We start from the raw sequence: 20,068 nt of genomic DNA, 5'->3' as shown, positions 1-20,068 counted from the left end.
CGCGGGGTGGGCACGGCGGGTGGGGGCCGACACAGGGTAAGCACGGCGGGCACGGCGGGTGGCCGGTCGACGCGGATCGCGAACGCGGACCGGACCGGCCCCCGACCGGAGGCGCCACACCGCTCGGCCCGAATGCACCCCGGTCGGCTCGGCGCGCGCCTGACGCGGGTGGGCGACCCTTCCGCTCGGGTGCGCTTCCCCCGCCGGTCCGGGGTGACCGCCCGTCGCGACCAGTCGTGCGGTCACCTGGCCGAGCCGGTCCTCCATCCGGTCGAACGACCCCGGGTCGTGAGCCGTCACGTGGCGCATCGGCCGGCACCGGGCTCCCGGCGCGGCGGCCCGCGGTGAGCGCGACGTCACGTGACGCGGCCCCGGCGGGCGGCGGTGGACCCCCGGTTCGGCCGATCACCTAGGATCGACCCGCCGCTCCGCATGCCGTGCGGAGGGCTGACCACCAGTTGTCCGTGACGGGAGCTGTCCACCAACCATGTCCGGAGCCAACGACCCGTACGACCCCAAGCAGGTCGCGGCGCTCTCCCCGGAAGCGCTCGCCGCGGCGGTCGAGCAGGCTCGTGAGGCGTTCGCGAAGGCGGCCGACCTCGACGAGCTCGCCGCCGTGAAGCCGAGCCACCTGGGCGACCGCTCGCCGGTCCTGCTGGCCCGCCGCGAGATCGGCGCGCTGCCACCGGCCGCGAAGGCGGAGGCGGGCAAGCGGGTGAACGAGGCGCAGAACGCGGTCAAGGTCGCGTTCGAGGAGCGCCGCGCCCGGCTGCAGGCCGAGCGCGACGACCGGGTGCTGCGCGAGGAGGCGGTCGACGTCACGCTGCCGTGGGACCGCGTGCCCCGCGGCGCCCGCCACCCGATCTCCACCCTCGCCGAGCGCATCGGCGACGTCTTCGTGGCCATGGGCTACGAGGTCGCCGAGGGCCCGGAGCTGGAGACCGAGTGGTTCAACTTCGACGCGTTGAACTTCGGCAAGGACCACCCGGCGCGCTCCATGCAGGACACGTTCTACGTGGCGCCCGCCGACTCCGGCCTGGTCCTGCGCACGCACACCAGCCCGGTGCAGGCACGCACCCTGCTCGACCGCGAGCTGCCCGTGTACGTGGTGTGCCCCGGCCGCACGTTCCGCACCGACGAGCTGGACGCCACCCACACCCCCGTCTTCCACCAGGTCGAAGGCCTGGCCGTGGACAAGGGCCTGACCATGGCGCACCTGAAGGGCACGCTCGACGCGTTCGCCCGCGCCATGTTCGGCGAGGACTCCAAGACCCGCCTGCGCCCCAGCTTCTTCCCCTTCACCGAGCCGTCCGCCGAGGTGGACGTCTGGTTCCCGGAGCGCAAGGGCGGCGCGGGCTGGGTCGAGTGGGGCGGCTGCGGCATGGTCAACCCCAACGTGCTGCGCAACTGCGGCGTCGACCCCGACGTGTACTCGGGGTTCGCGTTCGGCATGGGCCTGGAGCGCACGCTGCAGTTCCGCAACGGCCTGCCCGACATGCGGGACATGGTCGAAGGCGATGTCCGCTTCACCCGGCCATTCGGAACGGAGGCCTGACCGGTGCGCATTCCGGTTACCTGGCTGGTCGAGAACCTCGAGTTCGCCGAGACGCCCACGCCCGAGCAGCTCGCCGAGGCGTTCGTCCGGATCGGCATCGAGGTCGAGGACGTCCACAAGCTCGACTCCGTCACCGGCCCGCTCGTCGCGGGTCGCGTGGTGGAGATCGAGGAGCTGACCGAGTTCAAGAAGCCGATCCGCTACTGCCAGGTCGAGGTCGGCCCGGACCAGGTCAACGGCATCGTCTGCGGCGCGTCGAACTTCCAGGAGGGCGACACCGTCGTGGTGGCGCTGCCCGGGGCGGTGCTGCCCGGCGACTTCACCATCTCGGCGCGCAAGACCTACGGCAAGACCAGCAACGGCATGATCTGCTCGGCCCGCGAGCTGGGCCTCGGCGACGACCACGCGGGGATCATGGTGCTGCCCAGCGGCACCGCGCAGCCCGGTGACGACGCGCTGGAGCTGCTCGGCCTGGGCGACACGGTGATCGAGGTCGCGCCGACGCCCGACCGCGGCTACGCGTTCTCCGTGCGCGGCCTGGCCCGCGAGATCGCGTGCGCGTTCGACGTGCCCTACCGCGACCCCGGCACCGCCGAGGTGCCCGAGGGCGAGGGCGAGGTCCTGCCGGTCGCGATCGAGGACGAGGGCGCGTGCTCCCGGTTCGTGGCCCGCCGCGTCAGCGGTGTCGACCCGACCGCGCCGACGCCGTGGTGGATGCGCCGCCGGCTGATGCTGGCGGGCATCCGGTCGATCTCCCTGCCGGTGGACGTCACCAACTACGTGATGCTGGAGCTGGGCCAGCCGCTGCACGCGTTCGACGCGGCGTCGGTCAAGGGCGGCCTGGTGGTGCGGCGCGCGGTGGCCGGCGAGAAGCTGACCACGCTGGACGAGCAGGTCCGCGCCCTGGACCCGGACGACATCGTGATCGCCGACGACACCGGCGTGATCTCGCTGGCCGGCGTGATGGGCGGCGCGAGCACCGAGGTGTCCGCGACCAGCTCGGACATCCTGCTGGAAGCGGCTAACTGGGACCCGGCGTCCATCGCGCGCACGGTGCGCAGGCACAAGCTGCCCAGCGAGGCGGCGAAGCGGTTCGAGCGCACGGTGGACCCGGCGCTGGCGCCGGTCGCACTGGAGCGCGCGGCACGGCTGCTGGACATGTTCGGCGACGGCAGCATCAAGCCCGGCCGCACGGACGTGGGCGTCCCCGCGCAGCCCAAGCCGGTGTCGATGCCGATCAACCTGCCCGACAAGGTCGCCGGGGTGAACTACGCCCGCGGCGTGACCGCGCGCCGGCTCGGCCAGATCGGCTGCCTGGTCGAGGTCACCACGGGCGACGACGGCGCGACCATGGTCACCGCGATCCCGCCGACGTGGCGCTCGGACCTGACCCAGCCCGCCGACCTGGTGGAGGAGGTGCTGCGGCTGGAGGGCTACGACACGATCCCGTCCACGCTGCCGCCCGCGCCCGCCGGTCGCGGGTTGACCGAGCAGCAGCGCCGTCGCCGCACGGTGTCGCGCGCGTTGGCGGAGAGCGGTTTCGTCGAGGTCAAGCCGTTTCCGTTCGTGGCGCCGTCGGTGTTCGACGAGCTGGGCCTGCCCGAGGGCGACGTGCGCCGCAACACGGTGAGCGTGCTGAACCCGCTGGAGTCGGACAAGCACGCGCTGGCCACCACGCTGGTGCCGGGGCTGCTGGAGACGGTGCAGCGGAACCTGGCGCGCGGCCAGAAGGACGTCGCGCTCTACACGATCGCCCAGGTGACGTTGCCGCGCACGCAGCAGGTGCCGGTGCCTCAGGTGGGCGTGGGCGAGCGGCCGTCGGACGCGCAGGTGGCGTCGTTGCTGGCGGCGCTGCCGCAGCAGCCGGTGCACGTGGCGGCCGTGCTGGCGGGCCACCGCGAGCGGGCCGGCTGGTGGGGCAAGGGCAGGCAGGCGGACTGGGCGGACGCGGTGCAGGCCGCGCGGCTGGTCGGCCAGGCCTACGGGGTGGAGCTGACCGTGGTCGCCTCCGACCTCGCGCCGTGGCACCCCGGCCGGTGCGCCGAGCTGCGCGTCGGCGACTGGCCCGTGGGCCACGCGGGCGAGCTGCACCCGAAGGTCGTGGAGGCGCTGGGGCTGCCGAAGCGGACCGTGGCGATGGAGCTGGACCTCGACGCGCTGCCGTTGAGCGACAACCGGCCCGCGCCGGTGGTGTCGGCGTACCCGCCGGTGCTGCTGGACGTGGCCGTGGTCGTGCCCGCGGACGTGCCCGCCGAGCAGGTGGCGCGGGTGCTGCGCGGCGGCGGTGGGGCGTTGCTGGAGGACATCCGGCTGTTCGACGTCTACACCGGTGACCAGGTCGGCGAGGGCAAGCGGTCGCTGGCGTACTCGCTGCGGTTCCGGGCGCCGGACCGCACGCTGACCGTGGAGGAGGCGACGGCGGCGCGTGACGCGGCCGTGGCCGCCGCGGCGGAGCGCTTCGGCGCCGTGCTGAGAGGCTGAGGCCGGTGTCCCGGATCCGCACCACTGCGGGTCCGGGACTACGCCGCACGGGTGAATCACCCGGTGGCGGATACCGGAGAACGTGCAGTTCACGCGCGGTCGCGTGACGTGTCAAGAGGTCCAAAGGCCTTTCTTTCCGGGCCGGCCAGGTCCTTGCGCACAGGTTGAACGTTCTCCAAGATTGGCTTCGCGGCCCGCTGGGCCGAGGGGCGAAGCGATGAACCGCCGGGCGAGTCTGGTCGCCGGTCCGACGGGGAGCTAGCGGCGAACCCACCGCCTGGAGCAGCAATCGAGTGAGGTTGCCTCATGCGCAGCTTGGGCCCGCGGATGGAAGTCGCCGTCGCCATGACCATCCTCGGCGTGGGTGCCGCCGTCGTGGCCGCCATGCACCTGACCTGGCCCGAACCCGAGCTGCCCGCGATGGCGTACTCGGTGAGCGGCGGCGAGGTGTCCGACCTCCAACCCTTCGAGATCAACGACATCTCCGGCGGCGCGGTCGAGTTGACGCCGGGCAGCGAGGGCGCCCGCCTGGTGCGGCTGTCCAACCCGAACACCGTGGACATCGTGGTGCTGACGTTGCAGGCCGAGCCCGGCCAGCCGTTGGACGCCGCGCGGAACGGGGTGCCGGGCTGCCCGTCGAGCGTGCTGACGGTGGTGCCGATGGCGGAGCCGGTCACGATCCCGCCGGCGGGCGAGGTCGAGGTGGAGATGGTCGTGCGGATCGCGCACGACGTGCCGAGCGCGTGCACGGACCTGGTGTTCCCGCTGACCTACTCGGGCCGCGCGGCACGCGTGTAGGCGAGTCCGCCCGCCTTGCCACCGCGGAGCGGCGGTCTGTGCGACGCTTCGGCGTATGACTGCTGTGGGCGCGAGTGAGTACGACTACGACCTGCTGGTGATCGGCTCGGGCCCGGGCGGGCAGAAGGCCGCCATCGCGGGCGCCAAGCTCGGCAAGCGGGTCGCGATCGTCGACCGCGCCGACATGGTGGGCGGCGTGTGCGTGAACACCGGCACCATCCCGTCGAAGACGTTGCGCGAGGCGGTGATGTACCTGACCGGCCTGAGCCAGCGCGACCTGTACGGCGCGAGCTACCGCGTGAAGCAGGACATCACGATCAGCGACCTGCTCTCCCGCGCGCAGCACGTGATCGGCCGCGAGGTCCAGGTCGTGCGCGCGCAACTGCACCGCAACCAGGTCGACCTGCTCTCCGGCACCGCCCGGTTCGTCGACCCGCACACGGTCGCGGTGGACGGCGGGCACCGCGGCGAGCACCACCTCGTCACGGCCGGGCACGTCGTGATCGCCACCGGCACCCGTCCCGCCCGACCGGACCAGGTGGACTTCGACGAGGTCCGGGTGCTGGACTCCGACGAGGTGCTGGCGCTGGAGGAGATCCCGTCGTCCTTGGTGGTCGTGGGCGCGGGCGTGATCGGCATCGAGTACGCGTCGATGTTCGCCGCGCTGGGCACCCGGGTCACGGTGGTCGAGCAGCGCGACCGGATGCTCGACTTCTGCGACCCGGAGATCGTGGAGTCGCTGAAGTTCCACCTGCGCGACCTGGCGGTGACGTTCCGGTTCGGCGAGAAGGTCGTCAACGTCGACGTGTCCGACTCCGGCACGGTCACCACGCTGGCCAGCGGCAAGCGCATCCCGGCCGCCGCGGTGATGTACTCGGCGGGCAGGCAGGGCAACACCGAGGCGCTGGACCTGGACAAGGCGGGCCTGGAAGCGGACCACCGCGGCCGGCTGAGCGTGGACGAGCACTACCGCACGCCCGTCGAGCACATCTACGCGGTCGGCGACGTGATCGGCTTCCCGGCGCTGGCCGCCACGTCGATGGACCAGGGCCGCCTCGCCGCCTACCACGCGTTCGGCGAGCGGGCGCGCGAGCTGTCCGCGTTGCAGCCCATCGGGATCTACACCATCCCCGAGATCTCCTACTGCGGCGCCACGGAGGCCGAGCTGACGTCGTCCGCGGTGCCGTACGAGGTGGGGCTGGCGCGCTACCGCGAGCTGGCCCGCGGCTCGATCGTCGGCGACGCCTACGGCATGCTCAAGCTGCTGGTGTCCACTGTGGACCGCAAGCTGCTCGGCGTGCACCTGTTCGGCACCGGCGCGACCGACCTCGTCCACATCGGGCAGGCGGTGATGGCGTGCGGCGGCACGGTGGACTACCTGGTGGACACCGTCTTCAACTACCCGACGCTGTCCGAGGCGTACAAGGTGGCCGCGCTGGACGCCACGAACAAGATGCGCGCGTTGGAGCGCTTCGGCTCCTGATCACGCGAGCAGGGCCGTGACGAGGTGCAGGCGGGCGTCCTCGACGTCCCGCAGCGGCGGCACGAGCAACGTCGGCAGGCCCGCTTCGACGCCCGCGCCGTCGTGCGTCGAGCGGTCGCCGACCATCAGCGTCTCCTCGGGCTCGGCGCCGAGCTCGCGCAGCGCGATGCGGAAGATCGCCGGGTCGGGCTTCACCACGCCGTGCTCGAAGGACAGCACGAACGAGTCGACCGGCAGGTCGCCGAACGCGGGCCGGATGTCGAAGTGGATGTCGCTGAGCACCCCGATCGGCACGCCGGCCGCGTGCAACGCCCGCAGCGTCGGCCCGGCGTCCACCGCGAACGGGGTGAACGCCGGGTCGGACTCCACCGCGTACAGCGAGTCGGCCAGCTCGGCGTCGAACCCGGCCGCCCGGAACGCCCCGTAGTACGTCTCCCGGTGCAGCGCGGCGTCCGCGTCGACACCGGGCACGCCCAACCCGGTCACGTCCAGCGACGCGATCACCTCGGCGGTCCGGCCGGCGTCGCGGCCGATCCGGCGCAACGCCTCCGCCACCCACCCGCGGAACGTGGGCGTGAGCACCAGCGTCCCCCGCCAGTCGAAGATCACGGCCCGCAGGCGTCCGGCCATCGACGCACGCTCCTTCTCATCACGATGGGTAGTCGGCACCTCACTCGTGTGAAGGCTCGCGCATCACCGCGCCGCGTCGCTACGTTTTTTCGCAGGACCCCCGAGGGTTGGAGACGGCATGGCCGCGGAGCCGACGACGCCCCTGATCTACCGCCGGGTGGGGGTCGACCCCCACCCCGACCTGACGGAGATCCGCGACGAGGGCGGGGTGCGCCGGATCGACTCGCCGGCGCTGGGCACGTCGGTGTGGGTGGTGACCCGCATCGAGGACGTCCGGCTGGTCTACAGCGACTCGCGGCGGTTCGGGATCTCGGCCCACCACCTGGTGCCGGGCGCGCCCGCGCTGACCGACGAGGAGCTGGCCGCCGTGCGGCCGGGCAACATGCTCGCGTTCGACCCGCCCGAGCACACCCGCCTGCGCCGGACGCTGGCCCCGGAGTTCACCGCCCGCCGGATGCGCCGGCTGGAACCGCGCATCCACGACATCGTCCGCGACCACCTCGACGCGATGGAGCGCAAGGGGCCGCCCGCCGACCTGGTGGCCGACTTCGCGCTGCCCGTGCCGGCGCTGGTGATCTGCGAGCTGCTCGGCGTGCCGTTCGAGGACCGCGACACCTTCCAGGACCGCTACACGAGGTACTTCGACGCGGCGCTGTCGTTCGAGGAACGGCTCGCCCTGCAGTACGAGACCAAGGCCTACCTGGCCGACCTGGTCGCGCGGGCCAGGGTCGAGCCGGGCGACGACCTGCTCGGCGTGCTCGCCCGCGACGAGGCCGCCGCCCTCGACGACCGCGAGATGGTCGGCATCGCGGACCTGCTGCTGCTGGCCGGCCACGAGACCACGGCCAACATGCTCGGCCTCGGCGTGCTCGCCCTGCTGCGCCACCCCGACCAGCTCCGGCTGCTGCGCGACGAGCCCGAACGCGCCGACGCGGCCGTGGAGGAGCTGCTGCGGTGGCTGACCGTCGTGCACACCGGCGTGCCGCGGATCACGACCGCCGAGGTGCGGCTCGGCGGTCACGCGCTCGGTCCCGGCGAGCTGATCCTCTGCTCGCTGCCCGCGGCCGACCGCGACCCCGGTCTCGTGCCGGACCCGGACGTGCTGGACATCACCCGTGACGCGGGCGGCCACGTCGCGTTCGGCCACGGCGTGCACCACTGCCTCGGCGCGCCGCTGGCCAGGATGGAGCTGCGGATCGCGTTCCCCGCGCTGGTGCGCCGGTTCCCCGGCCTGCGCCTGGTCGGGCCGGAACCCGACTACCGCACCCAGCGGGTCGTCCACGGCCTCGGGTCGCTGCCCGTGGCGTGGTGACGGCGGCGCGGCGAGCGCCCGAGGCCCGCGACGGCCGCGAGCGCGAAGCCGCCGAAGACCAGCCCGATGCCGAAGCCCGCGTCGCCGGGTCGTGCCGGCCTGCTCCCGGCGGCCGTGCGGTCGAGCGGGTCGTCGGCGGGGATCGGGGCGCCCGGGAACGGGTCGCGGCCCGGGAACCCGTCGGCGTGCGCCGAGCCGACGGCCGTCGGCGCGGAGTCGCACACCACGTCCAGCCCGATGACGGTCATGCCCACGATCGCGGTGAGCACGCCGACCCAGGCGAGCGCGTTGAGCCACGGCCGTGCGGCGAGCGGGCCCGGGTGGCCGTCGCGCGGACGTCGCGGGCCGGGTGAGAAGTGCCCCCGTGCGTGGTCGTGCGGATGGTGCATCACGATGAACCCCCCAGTTCCCGTACAGGAAAGCATGACACCGGGGAACGCGCCGCCGCATCAAGCGGAACCGATTTGAGTACCTTTGCATCAGCGTGCATACTTATCCGTATGACGGTACGGATCGCGGTCGCCGGGGCCAGCGGGTACGCCGGGGGCGAGGTGCTCCGCCTCCTGCTCGGTCACCCGGACGTGGAGATCGGCGCGCTCACCGCCGGCGGCAACGCGGGCTCCCCGCTGTTCGCCCACCAGCCACACCTGCTGCCGCTGGCCGACCGGGTGCTGGAGGAGACCACCGCCGACACCCTCAAGGGCCACGACGTCGTCTTCCTCGCCCTGCCGCACGGCCGCTCGGCCGAGGTCGCGGCGCAGCTGGGCGACGACGTGCTCGTCGTCGACTGCGGCGCGGACCACCGGCTCACCGACCCCGCCGCCTGGGACCGCTGGTACGGCGGCGCGCACGCGGGCAGCTGGCCGTACGGCCTGCCCGAGCTGCCCGGTCAGCGCGACGAGCTGCGTGGCGCCCGCCGCGTCGCCGTGCCCGGCTGCTACCCGACCGTGTCGTCGCTGGCCCTGGCGCCCGCGATGGGGCTGGTCGAGCCCGAGGTGACGGTGGTGGCCGTGTCCGGCACGTCCGGCGCGGGCAAGGCGCTCAAGCCCCACCTCCTCGGCTCCGAGGTGATGGGCTCGCTCAGCGCCTACGGCGTCGGCGGCGCGCACCGGCACACCCCGGAGATCACCCAGAACCTGTCCAAGGTCGCCGACGAGCCGGTCCGGGTCTCGTTCACCCCGGTGCTGGCGCCGTTGCCGAGGGGCATCCTGGCCACCTGCTCGGCGACGCTGAAGGACGGTGACGCGGACGTCCGCGCCGCCTACGAGAAGGCCTACGCCGACGAGCCGTTCGTGCACCTGCTGCCGGAAGGCCACTGGCCCACCACGGCCGCGGTGCTCGGCTCGAACGCCGTGCAGCTGCAGGTGGCCGTGGACCGCGACGTGAACCGGCTGGTCGTGGTCGCCGCGATCGACAACCTGGCGAAGGGCACCGCGGGCGCGGCCGTGCAGTGCATGAACCTGGCGCTCGGCCTGCCCGAGACCACCGGCCTGTCCACCGTGGGGGTGGCGCCGTGAACCACGGGACCGCGCACGGACCCCGGCGTGACAAGGGCGTGACCGGCCCCAAGGGCTTCAAGGCGGCGGGCGTCGCGGCCGGCATCAAGGAGTCCGGCGCGCTCGACCTGGCGCTGGTCGTCAACGAAGGGCCCGGCCAGGCCGCCGCGGGCGTCTTCACCACCAACCAGGTGAAGGCCGCGCCCGTGCTGTGGTCCCAGCAGGTGCTCAAGGAGCGCAAGCTCCACGCCGTCGTGCTGAACTCCGGCGGCGCGAACGCCTGCACCGGCCCCGAGGGCTTCCAGGACACCCACGCCACCGCCGAGAAGGTCGCCGAGGTGCTGGGCGTCGGCGCGATCGAGGTCGCGGTGTGCTCCACCGGCCTGATCGGCGAGCGCCTGCCGATGGACGAGCTCAAGGCCGGGGTCGAGCAGGCGGCCCGGGAGCTCGACGCCACCGACGGGTCGGGCCTGGCCGCCGCCACCGCCGTGATGACCACCGACTCCCACCCCAAGCAGTGCTGGCAGGATCACCCGGACGGGTGGTCGGTCGGCGGGTTCGCCAAGGGCGCGGGGATGCTCTCGCCGAACCTGGCCACGATGCTCAGCGTCATCACCACCGACGCGGTGATCGACGGCGACGCCCTGGACGCGGCCCTGCGCGCGGCCACCGCCAAGACCTACGACCGGCTCGACGTGGACGGCGGCACGTCCACAAACGACACCGTGCTGGTCCTCGCCTCCGGCGCCTCCGGCGTCACGCCGACCGCCGAGCAGTTCGCCGGCGTGCTCACCGCCGTGGCGGCAGACCTGGTCAAGCAGCTCCAAGGCGACGCGGAGGGCGCGACCAAGGAAGTCGCCATCACGGTCAACGGCGCGCTCACCGAGGCCGAGGCGATCGTGGTCGCCAAGACCGTCGCCGAGGACAACCTGGTCAAGACCGCGCTGTTCGGCTCGGACCCCAACTGGGGCCGGATCGCGATGGCCGTGGGCCGCTCGCGGGCCACCGTCGACCAGCACAAGCTCGGCATCGCGATCAACGGCGTCACGCTGTTCGCGGACGGCCACCGGGCCGCCGACCGCGGTGAGGCCGACCTGTCCGGCCGCGACGTCGCCGTCGTGGTCGACCTGAACCTCGGCGACGGCACCGCCACCGTGCTCACCACGGACCTGTCGCACGGGTACGTCGAAGAGAACAGCGCGTACAGCTCATGATCACACCGCAGGTCAAGGCCGGGATCCTGATCGAGGCGCTGCCGTGGCTGCAGCGCTTCCGCGGCGCGATCGTGGTCGTCAAGTACGGCGGCAACGCCATGGTGGACGACGAGCTCAAGCGCGCGTTCGCGCAGGACATGGTGTTCCTCAAGCTCGCGGGCCTGCACCCGGTCGTGGTGCACGGCGGCGGGCCGCAGATCGCCGCGATGCTCAAGCGGCTCGGCATCGACAGCGAGTTCCGCGGCGGCCTGCGCGTGACCACGCCGGAGGCCATGGACGTGGTCCGGATGGTGCTGGTCGGCCAGGTGCAGCGCGAGCTGGTCGGCCTGATCAACTCCCACGGCCCGCTCGCGGTCGGCCTGTCCGGCGAGGACGCCCACCTGCTGACCGCCGCCCGGCGACCGGCCATCGTGGACGGCGCGCCGGTCGACATCGGCCTGGTCGGCGACATCGTGGACGTCAACCCGGACGCGGTGCTCGACATCGTGCACGCGGGCCGCATCCCGGTCGTGTCCACGGTCGCGCCGGACGTCGACGGCGTGGTGCACAACGTCAACGCCGACACGGCGGCGGGCGCGGTGGCCGTGGCGCTGAAGGCCGAGAAGCTGGTCGTGCTCACCGACGTCGAGGGTTTGTACGCGGACTGGCCGGACAAGAGCTCGCTGCTGCACCGCGTGGACGCCGAGCGGCTGGAGAAGATGCTGCCGGACCTGGACAGCGGCATGGTGCCGAAGATGGAGGCCTGCCTGCGCGCGGTGCGCGGCGGCGTCCCCGAGGCGCACGTGATCGACGGCAGGCTGGCGCACTCGGTGTTGTTGGAGGTCTTCACCTCCGAGGGCGTCGGAACGATGGTGACCGAACGGACAGAGGCGGGCGGGGCATGAGCGAGAGCCGGAACCGGCAGCGGTGGCAGGCCGCGATGATGAACAACTACGGCACGCCCGGCCTGACCCTGACCCGAGGCGAGGGCGCGCACGTCTGGGACGCCGACGGCAACCGCTACCTGGACCTGCTGACCGGCATCGCGGTCAACGCGCTCGGCCACGCGCACCCGGCGATCGTGGCCGCCGTGACCGAGCAGGTCGCCAGGATCGGCCACACGTCCAACCTCTACATCAACGAGCCCGCGCTCGCGCTGGCCGAACGGCTGCTCGACCTGTCCGGTGTGGACGGTGACGGCCGGGTGCTGTTCTGCAACTCCGGCGCGGAGGCCAACGAGGCCGCGTTCAAGCTGAGCCGCCGCACGGGCCGCACCAAGGTCGTGGCCACCGACGGCGGCTTCCACGGCCGCACCATGGGCGCGCTGGCGCTGACCGGCCAGCCCAAGAAGCGCGAGCCGTTCGAGCCGCTGGTCCCCGGCGTCGTGCACGTCCCGTACGGCGACGTGGCCGCGCTGGAGGCCGCGATCGACGACGAGACCGCCGCGTTCATCGTGGAGCCGATCCAGGGCGAGAACGGCGTCGTCGTGCCGCCCGAGGGCTACCTCGAAGCGGCCCGCCGGATCACCACCGAGCACGGCGCGCTGCTCGTCCTCGACGAGGTGCAGACCGGCGTCGGCCGCCTGGGCACCTGGTTCGCGTTCCACCAGGTCGGGATCGTCCCCGACGTGATCACCCTGGCCAAGGGCCTGGGCGGCGGGCTGCCTCTCGGCGCGTGCATCGCGGTCGGCCCGGCCAAGGACCTGTTCGACCCCGGCCACCACGGCACCACGTTCGGCGGCAACCCGGTGTGCTGCGCCGCCGCGCTCGCGGTGCTCGACACGATCGCCGCCGACGGCCTGCTGGAGCACACCGCCGCGGTCGGCAAGGAGATCGCGACCGGGGTCGAGGCACTGGACCACCCGCTCATCTCCGGGGTGCGGGGCGCCGGCCTGCTGCTCGGCATCACGCTGCGCGAGGCGGTCTCGGCGAAGGCCGCGGCGGCCGCGCAGCGGGCCGGTTATCTGATCAACCCGATCCAGCCCGACGTCATCCGCCTGGCGCCGCCGCTGGTGCTGGACGAGGCGGACGCCCACCGACTGGTGGCCGACCTGCCCTCGTTCCTCCCCACCCCAGGCCAGGAGCCGTGATGGTGCGCCACTTCCTCCGTGACGACGACCTGACCCCGGACGAGCAGTCCGCGGTCCTCGACCTGGCCGACGGCTACAAGGCCGACCGGCTGACCGCCAAGCCGCTGGCCGGGCCCAAGTCCGTCGCGGTGATCTTCGAGAAGAACTCCACCCGCACCCGGCTGTCCTTCGAGGTCGGCATCGCCCAGCTCGGCGGCAACCCGGTGATCATCGACGGCCGGTCCATGCAGCTGGGCCGCGAGGAGACCATCGAGGACACCTCCCGGATCCTGTCCGGGTACGTGGACGCGGTGATCTGGCGGACGTTCGCGCAGAAGCGCATCGACGCGATGGCGTCGGTGTCCCGCATCCCGGTGATCAACGCGCTGACCGACGAGTTCCACCCGTGCCAGGTCCTGGCCGACCTGCAGACCATCCGGCGCGTGCACGGCAAGCTCGCCGGCCTCACCGTCACCTACCTCGGCGACGGCGCGAACAACATGTCCCACTCGATGCTGCTCGGCGGCGTCACGGCGGGAATGCACGTGCGGATCGCCGCGCCCGCGCTGTTCCAGCCGCTGCCGTGGGTGCTGGACGACGCGCGCAAGCGCGCCGCGGACACCGGCGGCTCGGTGACCGTGATCGAGGACCCGCGCGAGGCGGTGGACGGCGCGGACGTGCTGGTCACCGACACCTGGACGTCGATGGGCCAGGAGAACGACGGCCGCGACCGGATGCGCCCGTTCCGGCCCTACCAGCTCAACGCCGACCTCGTGGCCGCGACCGGCGTGACGACGACCGTGCTGCACTGCCTGCCCGCCCACCGCGGCCAGGAGATCACCGACGACGTGCTGGACGGCCCGGACAGCGCGGTGTGGGACGAGGCCGAGAACCGGCTGCACGCCCAGAAGGCGCTGCTCGTGTGGCTGCTGGAGCAGTCGCGATGACCCGGACCGCGCGGCAGGCCCGCATCGTCGAACTGGTCGCCCAACGCGCCATCCGCAGCCAGTCGGAACTGGCGAAGACGCTGGCGGTGGAAGGCATCGAGGTCACCCAGGCCACGTTGTCGCGCGACCTGGACGAGCTGGGCGCGGTCAAGCTGCGCGGACCCGACGGCGGCGCGCCCGTCTACGTCATCCCCGAGGACGGCAGCCCGGTCCGCGGCGTGCAGGGCGGCACGTCCCGCCTCACCAGGGTGCTCGCCGAACTGCTCGTGTCGGTCGACCACTCGGGCAACCTCGCCGTCCTGCGCACCCCGCCCGGCGCGGCCCAGTTCCTGGCCAGCGCGCTGGACCGGGCCGCGCTGCACGACATCGTCGGCACCATCGCCGGTGACGACACCATCCTCGCAGTGGCCCGCGAACCCCTCACGGGCGCGGACCTGGCCGCCAGGGTGACCGCGCTCGCCGCGGGCGACGACCAGGCGCAGCCGGGAGAACCCCATGAGTGAGTTCTCCTCCGGCGCCTCGGCCGTCGGAGAGAGCGCCATCGCGCCGCGGGCCGCCCGGGAGCCGGGCCGGGCGGCGGGCGTGCGGGCCCGCGAGACGTCGACCACCGCTCGCCACCAGCCGCCGGAGGCCACCCCGACGCCCGACCTGATCCGCTTCGAGCGGCGGGCCGGGCGGCACTGGGGTGCACTGGTGCACGAAAGCCGGTGGTTCCCGCTGCCCGAGCAGGCGTTGGACAGCTTCACCGACACCACCCGGCGGCACGGGTCCGGCGACGTCCGGCCCGTGGCGCGCGGTGTCCGCGCGGTCGTCACCGACCGGCGCGGCGGGGAGCCGCCGTCCGACCCCGGCCCGGGCGCCGGGCAGCACCGGCTCCTGCCGGACAAGATCGCCGCGACGTAGGGATTCGATCACGTGAGTTCATTGTGGGGTGGCCGGTTCGCCGGAGGACCGGCGGAGGCGATGGCGCGGCTGTCCGCGTCGACGCACTTCGACTGGCGACTCGCCCCGTACGACATCAGGGGTTCCCGCGCGCACGCCCGCGTGCTGCACCGGGCCGGTCTGCTGACCGCCGACGAGCTGGCGCGCATGCTGGCGGCGCTGGACGCGCTGGAAGCCGACGTGGCGGCCGGGTCGTTCACCCCGACGCTGGCCGACGAGGACGTGCACACCGCGCTGGAGCGCGGCCTGATCGAGCGCGCCGGACCGGAGCTGGGCGGCAAGCTGCGCGCCGGCCGGTCCCGCAACGACCAGGTGGCCACGCTGTTCCGGATGTGGCTGCGCGACGCCGCCCAGCGGGTGTCGGCGGGCGTGCTCGACGTGGTCGAGGCGCTGGCCGACCAGGCGTCCGCGCACGCCACCGCCGTCATGCCCGGCCGCACGCACCTCCAGTCCGCCCAGCCCGTGCTGCTGGCGCACCACCTGCTCGCCCACGGCCAGGCGCTGCTGCGCGACGTCGACCGGCTGCGCGACTGGGACAAGCGGACCGCCGTGTCGCCCTACGGCTCGGGCGCGCTGGCCGGCTCGTCGCTGGGCCTCGACCCGGCCGCGGTGGCCGAGGAGCTGGGCTTCGACGGCCCGGTGGAGAACTCCATCGACGGCACCGCGTCGCGCGACTTCGCCGCCGAGATCGCGTTCGTGCTGGCCATGATCGGCGTCGACCTGTCGAGGATCGCCGAAGAGGTGATCATCTGGACCACGGCCGAGTTCCGCTTCGCCGTGCTCGACGACGCGTGGGCCACCGGCAGCTCGATCATGCCGCAGAAGAAGAACCCGGACGTCGCCGAGCTGACCAGGGGCAAGTCCGGCCGGCTCATCGGCAACCTGACCGGGCTGCTGGCCACGCTGAAGGCACAGCCGCTGGCCTACAACCGGGACCTCCAGGAGGACAAGGAGCCGCTGTTCGACTCGGTCGAGCAGCTGGAACTGCTGCTGCCCGCGCTGGCCGGGATGATCGCCACCACGCGGTTCGACACCGCGCGGATGGCCGAGCTGGCGCCCGCCGGGTTCACCCTGGCCACCGACATCGCCGAGTGGCTGGTGCGGCAGGGCGTGCCGTTCCGGGTGGCGCACGAGGCGGCGGGCGAGTGCGTCCGGGTCGCCGAGGGGCGCGGCGTGGGGCTGGAGGAGCTGACCGATGAGGAGTTCGCCACGATCTCTCCCGCGTTGACGCCCGAGGTGCGTAGCGTGTTGACCGTGGAAGGGTCCATCGCGTCACGGGACGCGCACGGCGGCACCGCGCCCGATCGGGTCGCCGAGCAGCTCAAGAGGTTGCGCGACAAGGTCTCCGTTGCCCGCAACGCCTAGGCAGCTCACCGAGCGGGAGCTCGCGGTCGACCCCGTCGACGCCGCGCGGCTCCTGCTCGGGAGCGTCATCGAGTCGACCACCGACGAGGGCGTGGTCGGGCTGCGGATCGTGGAGGTCGAGGCCTACCGGGGCGGCGACGACCCGGCGTCCCACTGCTACCGGGGCCGCACGCCGCGCAACGACGTGATGTTCGGCCCGGCCGGTCGGCTCTACGTGTACTTCGTCTACGGCATGCACTTCTGCGCGAACGTCGTCTCGCTGACCGACGGCGTGCCCGGCGCGGTGCTGCTGCGCGCCGGCGAGGTGGTGACCGGGTCGGCGCTGGCGCACGCCCGCCGCCCGACCGCGCGCAACGCCGCCGAACTGGCCAAGGGCCCGGCCCGGCTGACCGGCGTGCTCGGCCTCGACCGCGTGCACAACGGCGTGAACCTGACCGAGCCGGACGCGACCGTGCGGCTGCTGGCCGGCGAGCCGGTGGACGACGCCGACATCCGCACCGGCCCGCGCGTGGGCGTGGCCGTCGCGGTGGACGTGCCGTGGCGGTTCTGGATCGACTCGCCCGCCGTCAGCGCCTACCGCCGGGGCACCCGCCGGACGCGCGTCACCACCTGAGGCCGTTCGCCCGGGGACCCCGCCGGCCGGCGACCCGCTTCGGCCGCACCGACCCGGAGCCGCACCTCGACGCCGACCGGACGTTACGTTCGAGGCGACCTCGCGCCCGACCCCGCCGGTCCTGCCCCACGACCTGGTCGAGGTCCTAGACCTCGCCGAACACGTGGGCGCCGGGCGCGTCCGCGTCGTCGCCCGCCCAGAACTCCACCCAGTGCTGGACGAACTCGGACTTCGAGATCGAGCCGTCGCCGTCGAGGTCCAGCCGGGCGAAGACGGCGTCGGTCGGGGAGTCGTCGCCGGTCCAGGCGTGGATCATCCGGGCGTACTCGGGCGCGGACACCCGGCCGTCGCCGTCCTCGTCCACCGCCTCGAACATCGACTCCGCGGTGGCCACCACCAGGTCGAGCATGGTGCCGAGGTCCTTCACCACGGTCAGCACCTCGTCCACCGTGACCTTGTCGTCGCGGTCGTGGTCGGACGCCGCCCGCAGCGCGTCCCACCAGCCCATCATGATCTCCCGCAACCGATCAGGGTCGGCCGCGCCCCGGAGGTGCACCCACCGGTCCGTCAACGCCTCGAAATCGGCCCGCTCGAGGAACCCGTCGCCGTTCGAGTCCATCGCGGTGAACACGATGGAGGTCTTCTTCCGCTGCAAGTCGCTGGCCACGCAAGCAAACTTGGTCGGGGAACGCCACGAGGACAATTGACCAGCCGGGGCAAACCCCTGCGCGCCCGAGTGACATCACGGTGACGGTCGGTAGTGCCCGGTCCGGCGCAAGAAGACACGCCGCCCGACCGCCGTCACCCACACCGGCGGGGTGGCCTAGCGCACCGTGCGCCGGTACCAGACCCGGCGCTCGTGCGCGGGCAGCGCCACCCGGCTGATCACGCTGGTCAGCACCGCGCCGATCAGCAGCCACAGCAACGCGGCCAAGCCGTCGTTGAACAACGTCCGCACACCGGCGTTCGCGGGCGTGAACAGGTCGCGCAGGCCCAGCGACACCGCCGCCGACCACGAGTCGATCAGCTGCGCGAACCCGTTCGCCGGGTTGGCGCCGCCGATCACCAGGAAGATGTGGATCGCCAGCACGATCGCGAACAACCAGCACAGCACGTCGATCACGGCGCACACCACGCGCACGGCGCGCACCCGGCCGTCACCGCGCTCGACGACCTCCTCCTCCCGCGAGTAGGGGAGTTCCTCCCGGTACGCGGGCTCGGCCGGGGGCAGGTGCTCGGTGGGACGGTCGGCGGGACGTCTGTCGCGATTCGGGTAGGTCATCAGCCGTGGTCCTCTCACTAGAGCCCCTCGCCGACTACCCGCAGGCGGCACCGCCTCAAACTGCTTTGACCAGGTGGAGGAGAATGGCCGTCCGTGAGCGAGCACATCCTCGACGAGCTGTCCTGGCGCGGCCTGATCGCGCAGTCCACCGACCTCGACGCGCTGCGGAAGGACCTCGACGCCGGTCCGCTCACCCTCTATGCGGGGTTCGACCCGACCGCGCCCAGCCTGCACGCCGGCAACCTCGTCCCGCTGCTCATGCTGCGCCGCTTCCAGCGCGCCGGGCACCGGCCGATCGTCCTCGCGGGTGGCGCCACCGGCATGATCGGCGACCCGCGTGACAGCGCGGAGCGCGCGCTCAACCCGCTGGACACCGTCGCCGAGTGGGCCGGGCGCATCCGCGGCCAGCTGGAGCGGTTCGTCGAGTTCGACGACAGCCCCACGGGCGCGGTCGTGGTCAACAACCTGGACTGGACCGGGAACGTCTCGGTGCTGGAGTTCCTGCGCGACGTCGGCAAGCACTTCTCGATCAACGTCATGCTCGCCCGCGACACGGTCAAGCGCCGGCTCGACGGCGACGGCATGTCGTACACCGAGTTCAGCTACCTGCTCCTGCAGTCGCACGACTACCTCCAGCTCAACCGGAAGTACGGCACCAGGCTCCAGGTGGGCGGCTCCGACCAGTGGGGCAACATCATCGGCGGCGTCGACCTGGTCCGGAAGGTCGACGGGAAGTCCGTGCACGCGCTGACCGCGCCGCTGGTCACCGACGCCGAGGGCCGCAAGTTCGGCAAGTCCACCGGCGGCGGCAACGTGTGGCTCGACCCGCAGATGACCTCGCCGTACGCCTGGTACCAGTACTTCGTGAACGTGGGCGACGCCGACGTGCTGCGCTACCTGCGGCTGTTCACCTTCCTGTCCCAGGAGGAGATGGCCGAGCTGGAGCGGCAGACCACCGAGGCGCCGCACCTGCGCGCCGCGCAGAAGAAGCTGGCCGAGGAGTTCACCAACCTGGTGCACGGCGAGCACGAGACGCGGCAGGTCATCGCGGCGAGCCAGGCCCTGTTCGGCCGCGGCGAGCTGCGCGGGCTCGACCTGTCGACGCTGGTGGCCGCGATGGCCGAGGCGCCGACCGGCGAGGTCCGCCTGGCCGACGCGCCGACCATCGTCGACCTCCTGGTCAGCTCCGGGCTGGCGGACAGCAAGGGCGCGGCGCGGCGCACCGTGAAGGAGGGCGGCGCGTACGTGAACAACTCCAAGGTCACCGACGAGGAGTGGGTGCCCGCCAAGGAGGACCTGCTCCACGGCGAGTGGCTGGTCGTCCGGCGCGGCAAGCGCAACACCGCCGGCGTGCGGGTGCTCCTCTGACCTGCGCGAACAGGCTTCGCGAGCGTGACGTCGAAGGCCGTCGGTCCCACCCGGACCGGCGGCCTTCGCCACGTTCGAGTGTGATCGCGGTCACACTGTTGCCGGTGGGCAGGGTCGGATAGCGTGGACTGGAGTGCGGCATGGGCTGCTGACCTGCGGTTTCAGCCTGTGGCGCGGTGCTGCGCCCCCGATTTGACCTCCGGTTCGGCTGCGTGTAACTTTCTCCATGTCAGCGCGGAACGGGCCGGGAACACCGGAACGGAGTGCGGCAGGTCACGAACCAAGCTCCCGCTAACGTGGTAGAGTGGGTGACCGCGGAACGGAAGACCCAGTCGAGGCTCGTCTGAGCCCAGCGACCAGGGCGTCTTGTTTCCCAACACAAGCTTTAGCTGAATCACAAGCCTCGGATCGAGCCGCTTCGCAGCGGTGAGTGATGATGTGCGCGTGTTCTTTGAGAACTCAACAGCGTGCCGAATAGCCAGTAAATTTATGAACCTCGTCAAGAGGTTTCCTTTGAGATTGTTACTGGACAACT

The 20,068-nt window shown here is 72.6% G+C and carries 19 protein-coding genes; 15 read left to right on the top strand and 4 right to left on the bottom strand.

Annotation, left to right across the window (positions count from 1 at the left end):
• The first annotated feature begins 487 nt into the window (after positions 1–487).
• From pheS to sthA, 4 genes are all read left to right on the top strand, one after another.
• Entirely contained in the window at positions 488–1,555 is a 1,068-nt protein-coding gene (gene pheS / locus ABTZ99_RS24695; RefSeq protein ID WP_499614313.1) for a phenylalanine--tRNA ligase subunit alpha, read from the top strand.
• A gap of 3 nt (positions 1,556–1,558) precedes the next feature.
• A complete protein-coding gene (gene pheT, locus ABTZ99_RS24690; RefSeq protein WP_498782507.1) occupies positions 1,559–4,036 on the top strand; it encodes a phenylalanine--tRNA ligase subunit beta in 2,478 nt (825 codons plus the stop codon).
• A 306-nt stretch (positions 4,037–4,342) separates the two neighbouring features.
• Positions 4,343–4,834 carry a hypothetical protein gene (locus tag ABTZ99_RS24685; RefSeq protein ID WP_498782509.1) on the top strand — a complete coding sequence of 164 codons (492 nt, stop codon included), beginning with the start codon at positions 4,343–4,345 and terminating at the stop codon, positions 4,832–4,834.
• A gap of 55 nt (positions 4,835–4,889) precedes the next feature.
• Entirely contained in the window at positions 4,890–6,317 is a 1,428-nt protein-coding gene (gene sthA, locus ABTZ99_RS24680; protein WP_498782511.1) for a Si-specific NAD(P)(+) transhydrogenase, read from the top strand.
• On the opposite strand, the gene ABTZ99_RS24675 is transcribed toward sthA, so the two are convergent.
• Positions 6,318–6,947, bottom strand: coding sequence for an HAD family hydrolase (locus tag ABTZ99_RS24675; RefSeq protein ID WP_499614309.1), 630 nt, complete (start codon positions 6,945–6,947; stop codon positions 6,318–6,320).
• 118 nt (positions 6,948–7,065) lie between these two features.
• On the opposite strand from ABTZ99_RS24675, the gene ABTZ99_RS24670 reads away from it, so the two are divergent.
• On the top strand, positions 7,066–8,259 hold the full coding sequence (locus tag ABTZ99_RS24670; protein ID WP_498782515.1) for a cytochrome P450: 1,194 nt from the start codon (positions 7,066–7,068) through the stop codon (positions 8,257–8,259).
• On the opposite strand, the gene ABTZ99_RS24665 is transcribed toward ABTZ99_RS24670, so the two are convergent.
• Entirely contained in the window at positions 8,205–8,648 is a 444-nt protein-coding gene (locus tag ABTZ99_RS24665; protein ID WP_498782517.1) for a hypothetical protein, read from the bottom strand. The two genes, ABTZ99_RS24670 and ABTZ99_RS24665, sit on opposite strands and share 55 nt — an antisense overlap.
• Positions 8,649–8,759: 111 nt before the next feature.
• Between ABTZ99_RS24665 and argC the strand changes: the two genes are divergently transcribed.
• Genes argC through ABTZ99_RS24620 form a run of 9 tightly spaced genes read left to right on the top strand, consistent with a single transcriptional unit; the run spans position 8,760 to position 16,883 of the window.
• Positions 8,760–9,776, top strand: a complete 1,017-nt coding sequence (argC, locus tag ABTZ99_RS24660) for an N-acetyl-gamma-glutamyl-phosphate reductase (protein WP_499614306.1) — start codon at positions 8,760–8,762, stop codon at positions 9,774–9,776.
• Entirely contained in the window at positions 9,773–10,969 is a 1,197-nt protein-coding gene (argJ, locus tag ABTZ99_RS24655) for a bifunctional glutamate N-acetyltransferase/amino-acid acetyltransferase ArgJ (protein WP_499614304.1), read from the top strand. Before argC ends, argJ begins: the two co-directional genes overlap by 4 nt.
• Complete coding sequence (argB, locus tag ABTZ99_RS24650; protein WP_498782523.1) at positions 10,966–11,853, top strand: acetylglutamate kinase; 888 nt, start codon at positions 10,966–10,968, stop codon at positions 11,851–11,853. The genes argJ and argB overlap by 4 nt, the downstream gene beginning before the upstream one ends.
• Positions 11,850–13,037, top strand: a complete 1,188-nt coding sequence (locus ABTZ99_RS24645; protein ID WP_499614301.1) for an acetylornithine transaminase — start codon at positions 11,850–11,852, stop codon at positions 13,035–13,037. The genes argB and ABTZ99_RS24645 overlap by 4 nt, the downstream gene beginning before the upstream one ends.
• Positions 13,037–13,963, top strand: coding sequence for an ornithine carbamoyltransferase (argF, locus tag ABTZ99_RS24640; RefSeq protein WP_498782527.1), 927 nt, complete (start codon positions 13,037–13,039; stop codon positions 13,961–13,963). Before ABTZ99_RS24645 ends, argF begins: the two co-directional genes overlap by 1 nt.
• Entirely contained in the window at positions 13,960–14,466 is a 507-nt protein-coding gene (locus ABTZ99_RS24635) for an arginine repressor (protein ID WP_499614299.1), read from the top strand. The genes argF and ABTZ99_RS24635 overlap by 4 nt, the downstream gene beginning before the upstream one ends.
• Positions 14,459–14,866 carry a hypothetical protein gene (locus ABTZ99_RS24630; RefSeq protein ID WP_499614297.1) on the top strand — a complete coding sequence of 136 codons (408 nt, stop codon included), beginning with the start codon at positions 14,459–14,461 and terminating at the stop codon, positions 14,864–14,866. The genes ABTZ99_RS24635 and ABTZ99_RS24630 overlap by 8 nt, the downstream gene beginning before the upstream one ends.
• A gap of 12 nt (positions 14,867–14,878) precedes the next feature.
• Entirely contained in the window at positions 14,879–16,270 is a 1,392-nt protein-coding gene (gene argH, locus ABTZ99_RS24625; protein ID WP_498782533.1) for an argininosuccinate lyase, read from the top strand.
• Complete coding sequence (locus ABTZ99_RS24620) at positions 16,254–16,883, top strand: DNA-3-methyladenine glycosylase (RefSeq protein ID WP_498782535.1); 630 nt, start codon at positions 16,254–16,256, stop codon at positions 16,881–16,883. The genes argH and ABTZ99_RS24620 overlap by 17 nt, the downstream gene beginning before the upstream one ends.
• 145 nt (positions 16,884–17,028) lie before the next feature.
• On the opposite strand, the gene ABTZ99_RS24615 is transcribed toward ABTZ99_RS24620, so the two are convergent.
• On the bottom strand, positions 17,029–17,550 hold the full coding sequence (locus tag ABTZ99_RS24615; RefSeq protein ID WP_498782537.1) for an EF-hand domain-containing protein: 522 nt from the start codon (positions 17,548–17,550) through the stop codon (positions 17,029–17,031).
• Between the two features lie 156 nt (positions 17,551–17,706).
• The gene (locus tag ABTZ99_RS24610) at positions 17,707–18,165 is read right to left on the bottom strand and encodes a hypothetical protein (protein WP_499614293.1); all 459 of its coding nucleotides are present in this window, start codon (positions 18,163–18,165) and stop codon (positions 17,707–17,709) included.
• Positions 18,166–18,258: 93 nt separating this feature from the next.
• On the opposite strand from ABTZ99_RS24610, the gene tyrS reads away from it, so the two are divergent.
• Positions 18,259–19,533 (top strand): tyrosine--tRNA ligase, encoded by a 1,275-nt coding sequence (gene tyrS, locus ABTZ99_RS24605; protein ID WP_499614290.1) that lies wholly within the window; start codon positions 18,259–18,261, stop codon positions 19,531–19,533.
• Positions 19,534–20,068 lie beyond the last annotated feature (535 nt).

Origin of the sequence: Actinosynnema sp. NPDC002837 (assembly GCF_040295345.1) — a bacterium.
Lineage (GTDB): Bacteria > Actinomycetota > Actinomycetes > Mycobacteriales > Pseudonocardiaceae > Actinosynnema.
This window is presented reverse-complemented; position numbering and strand designations above follow the sequence as displayed.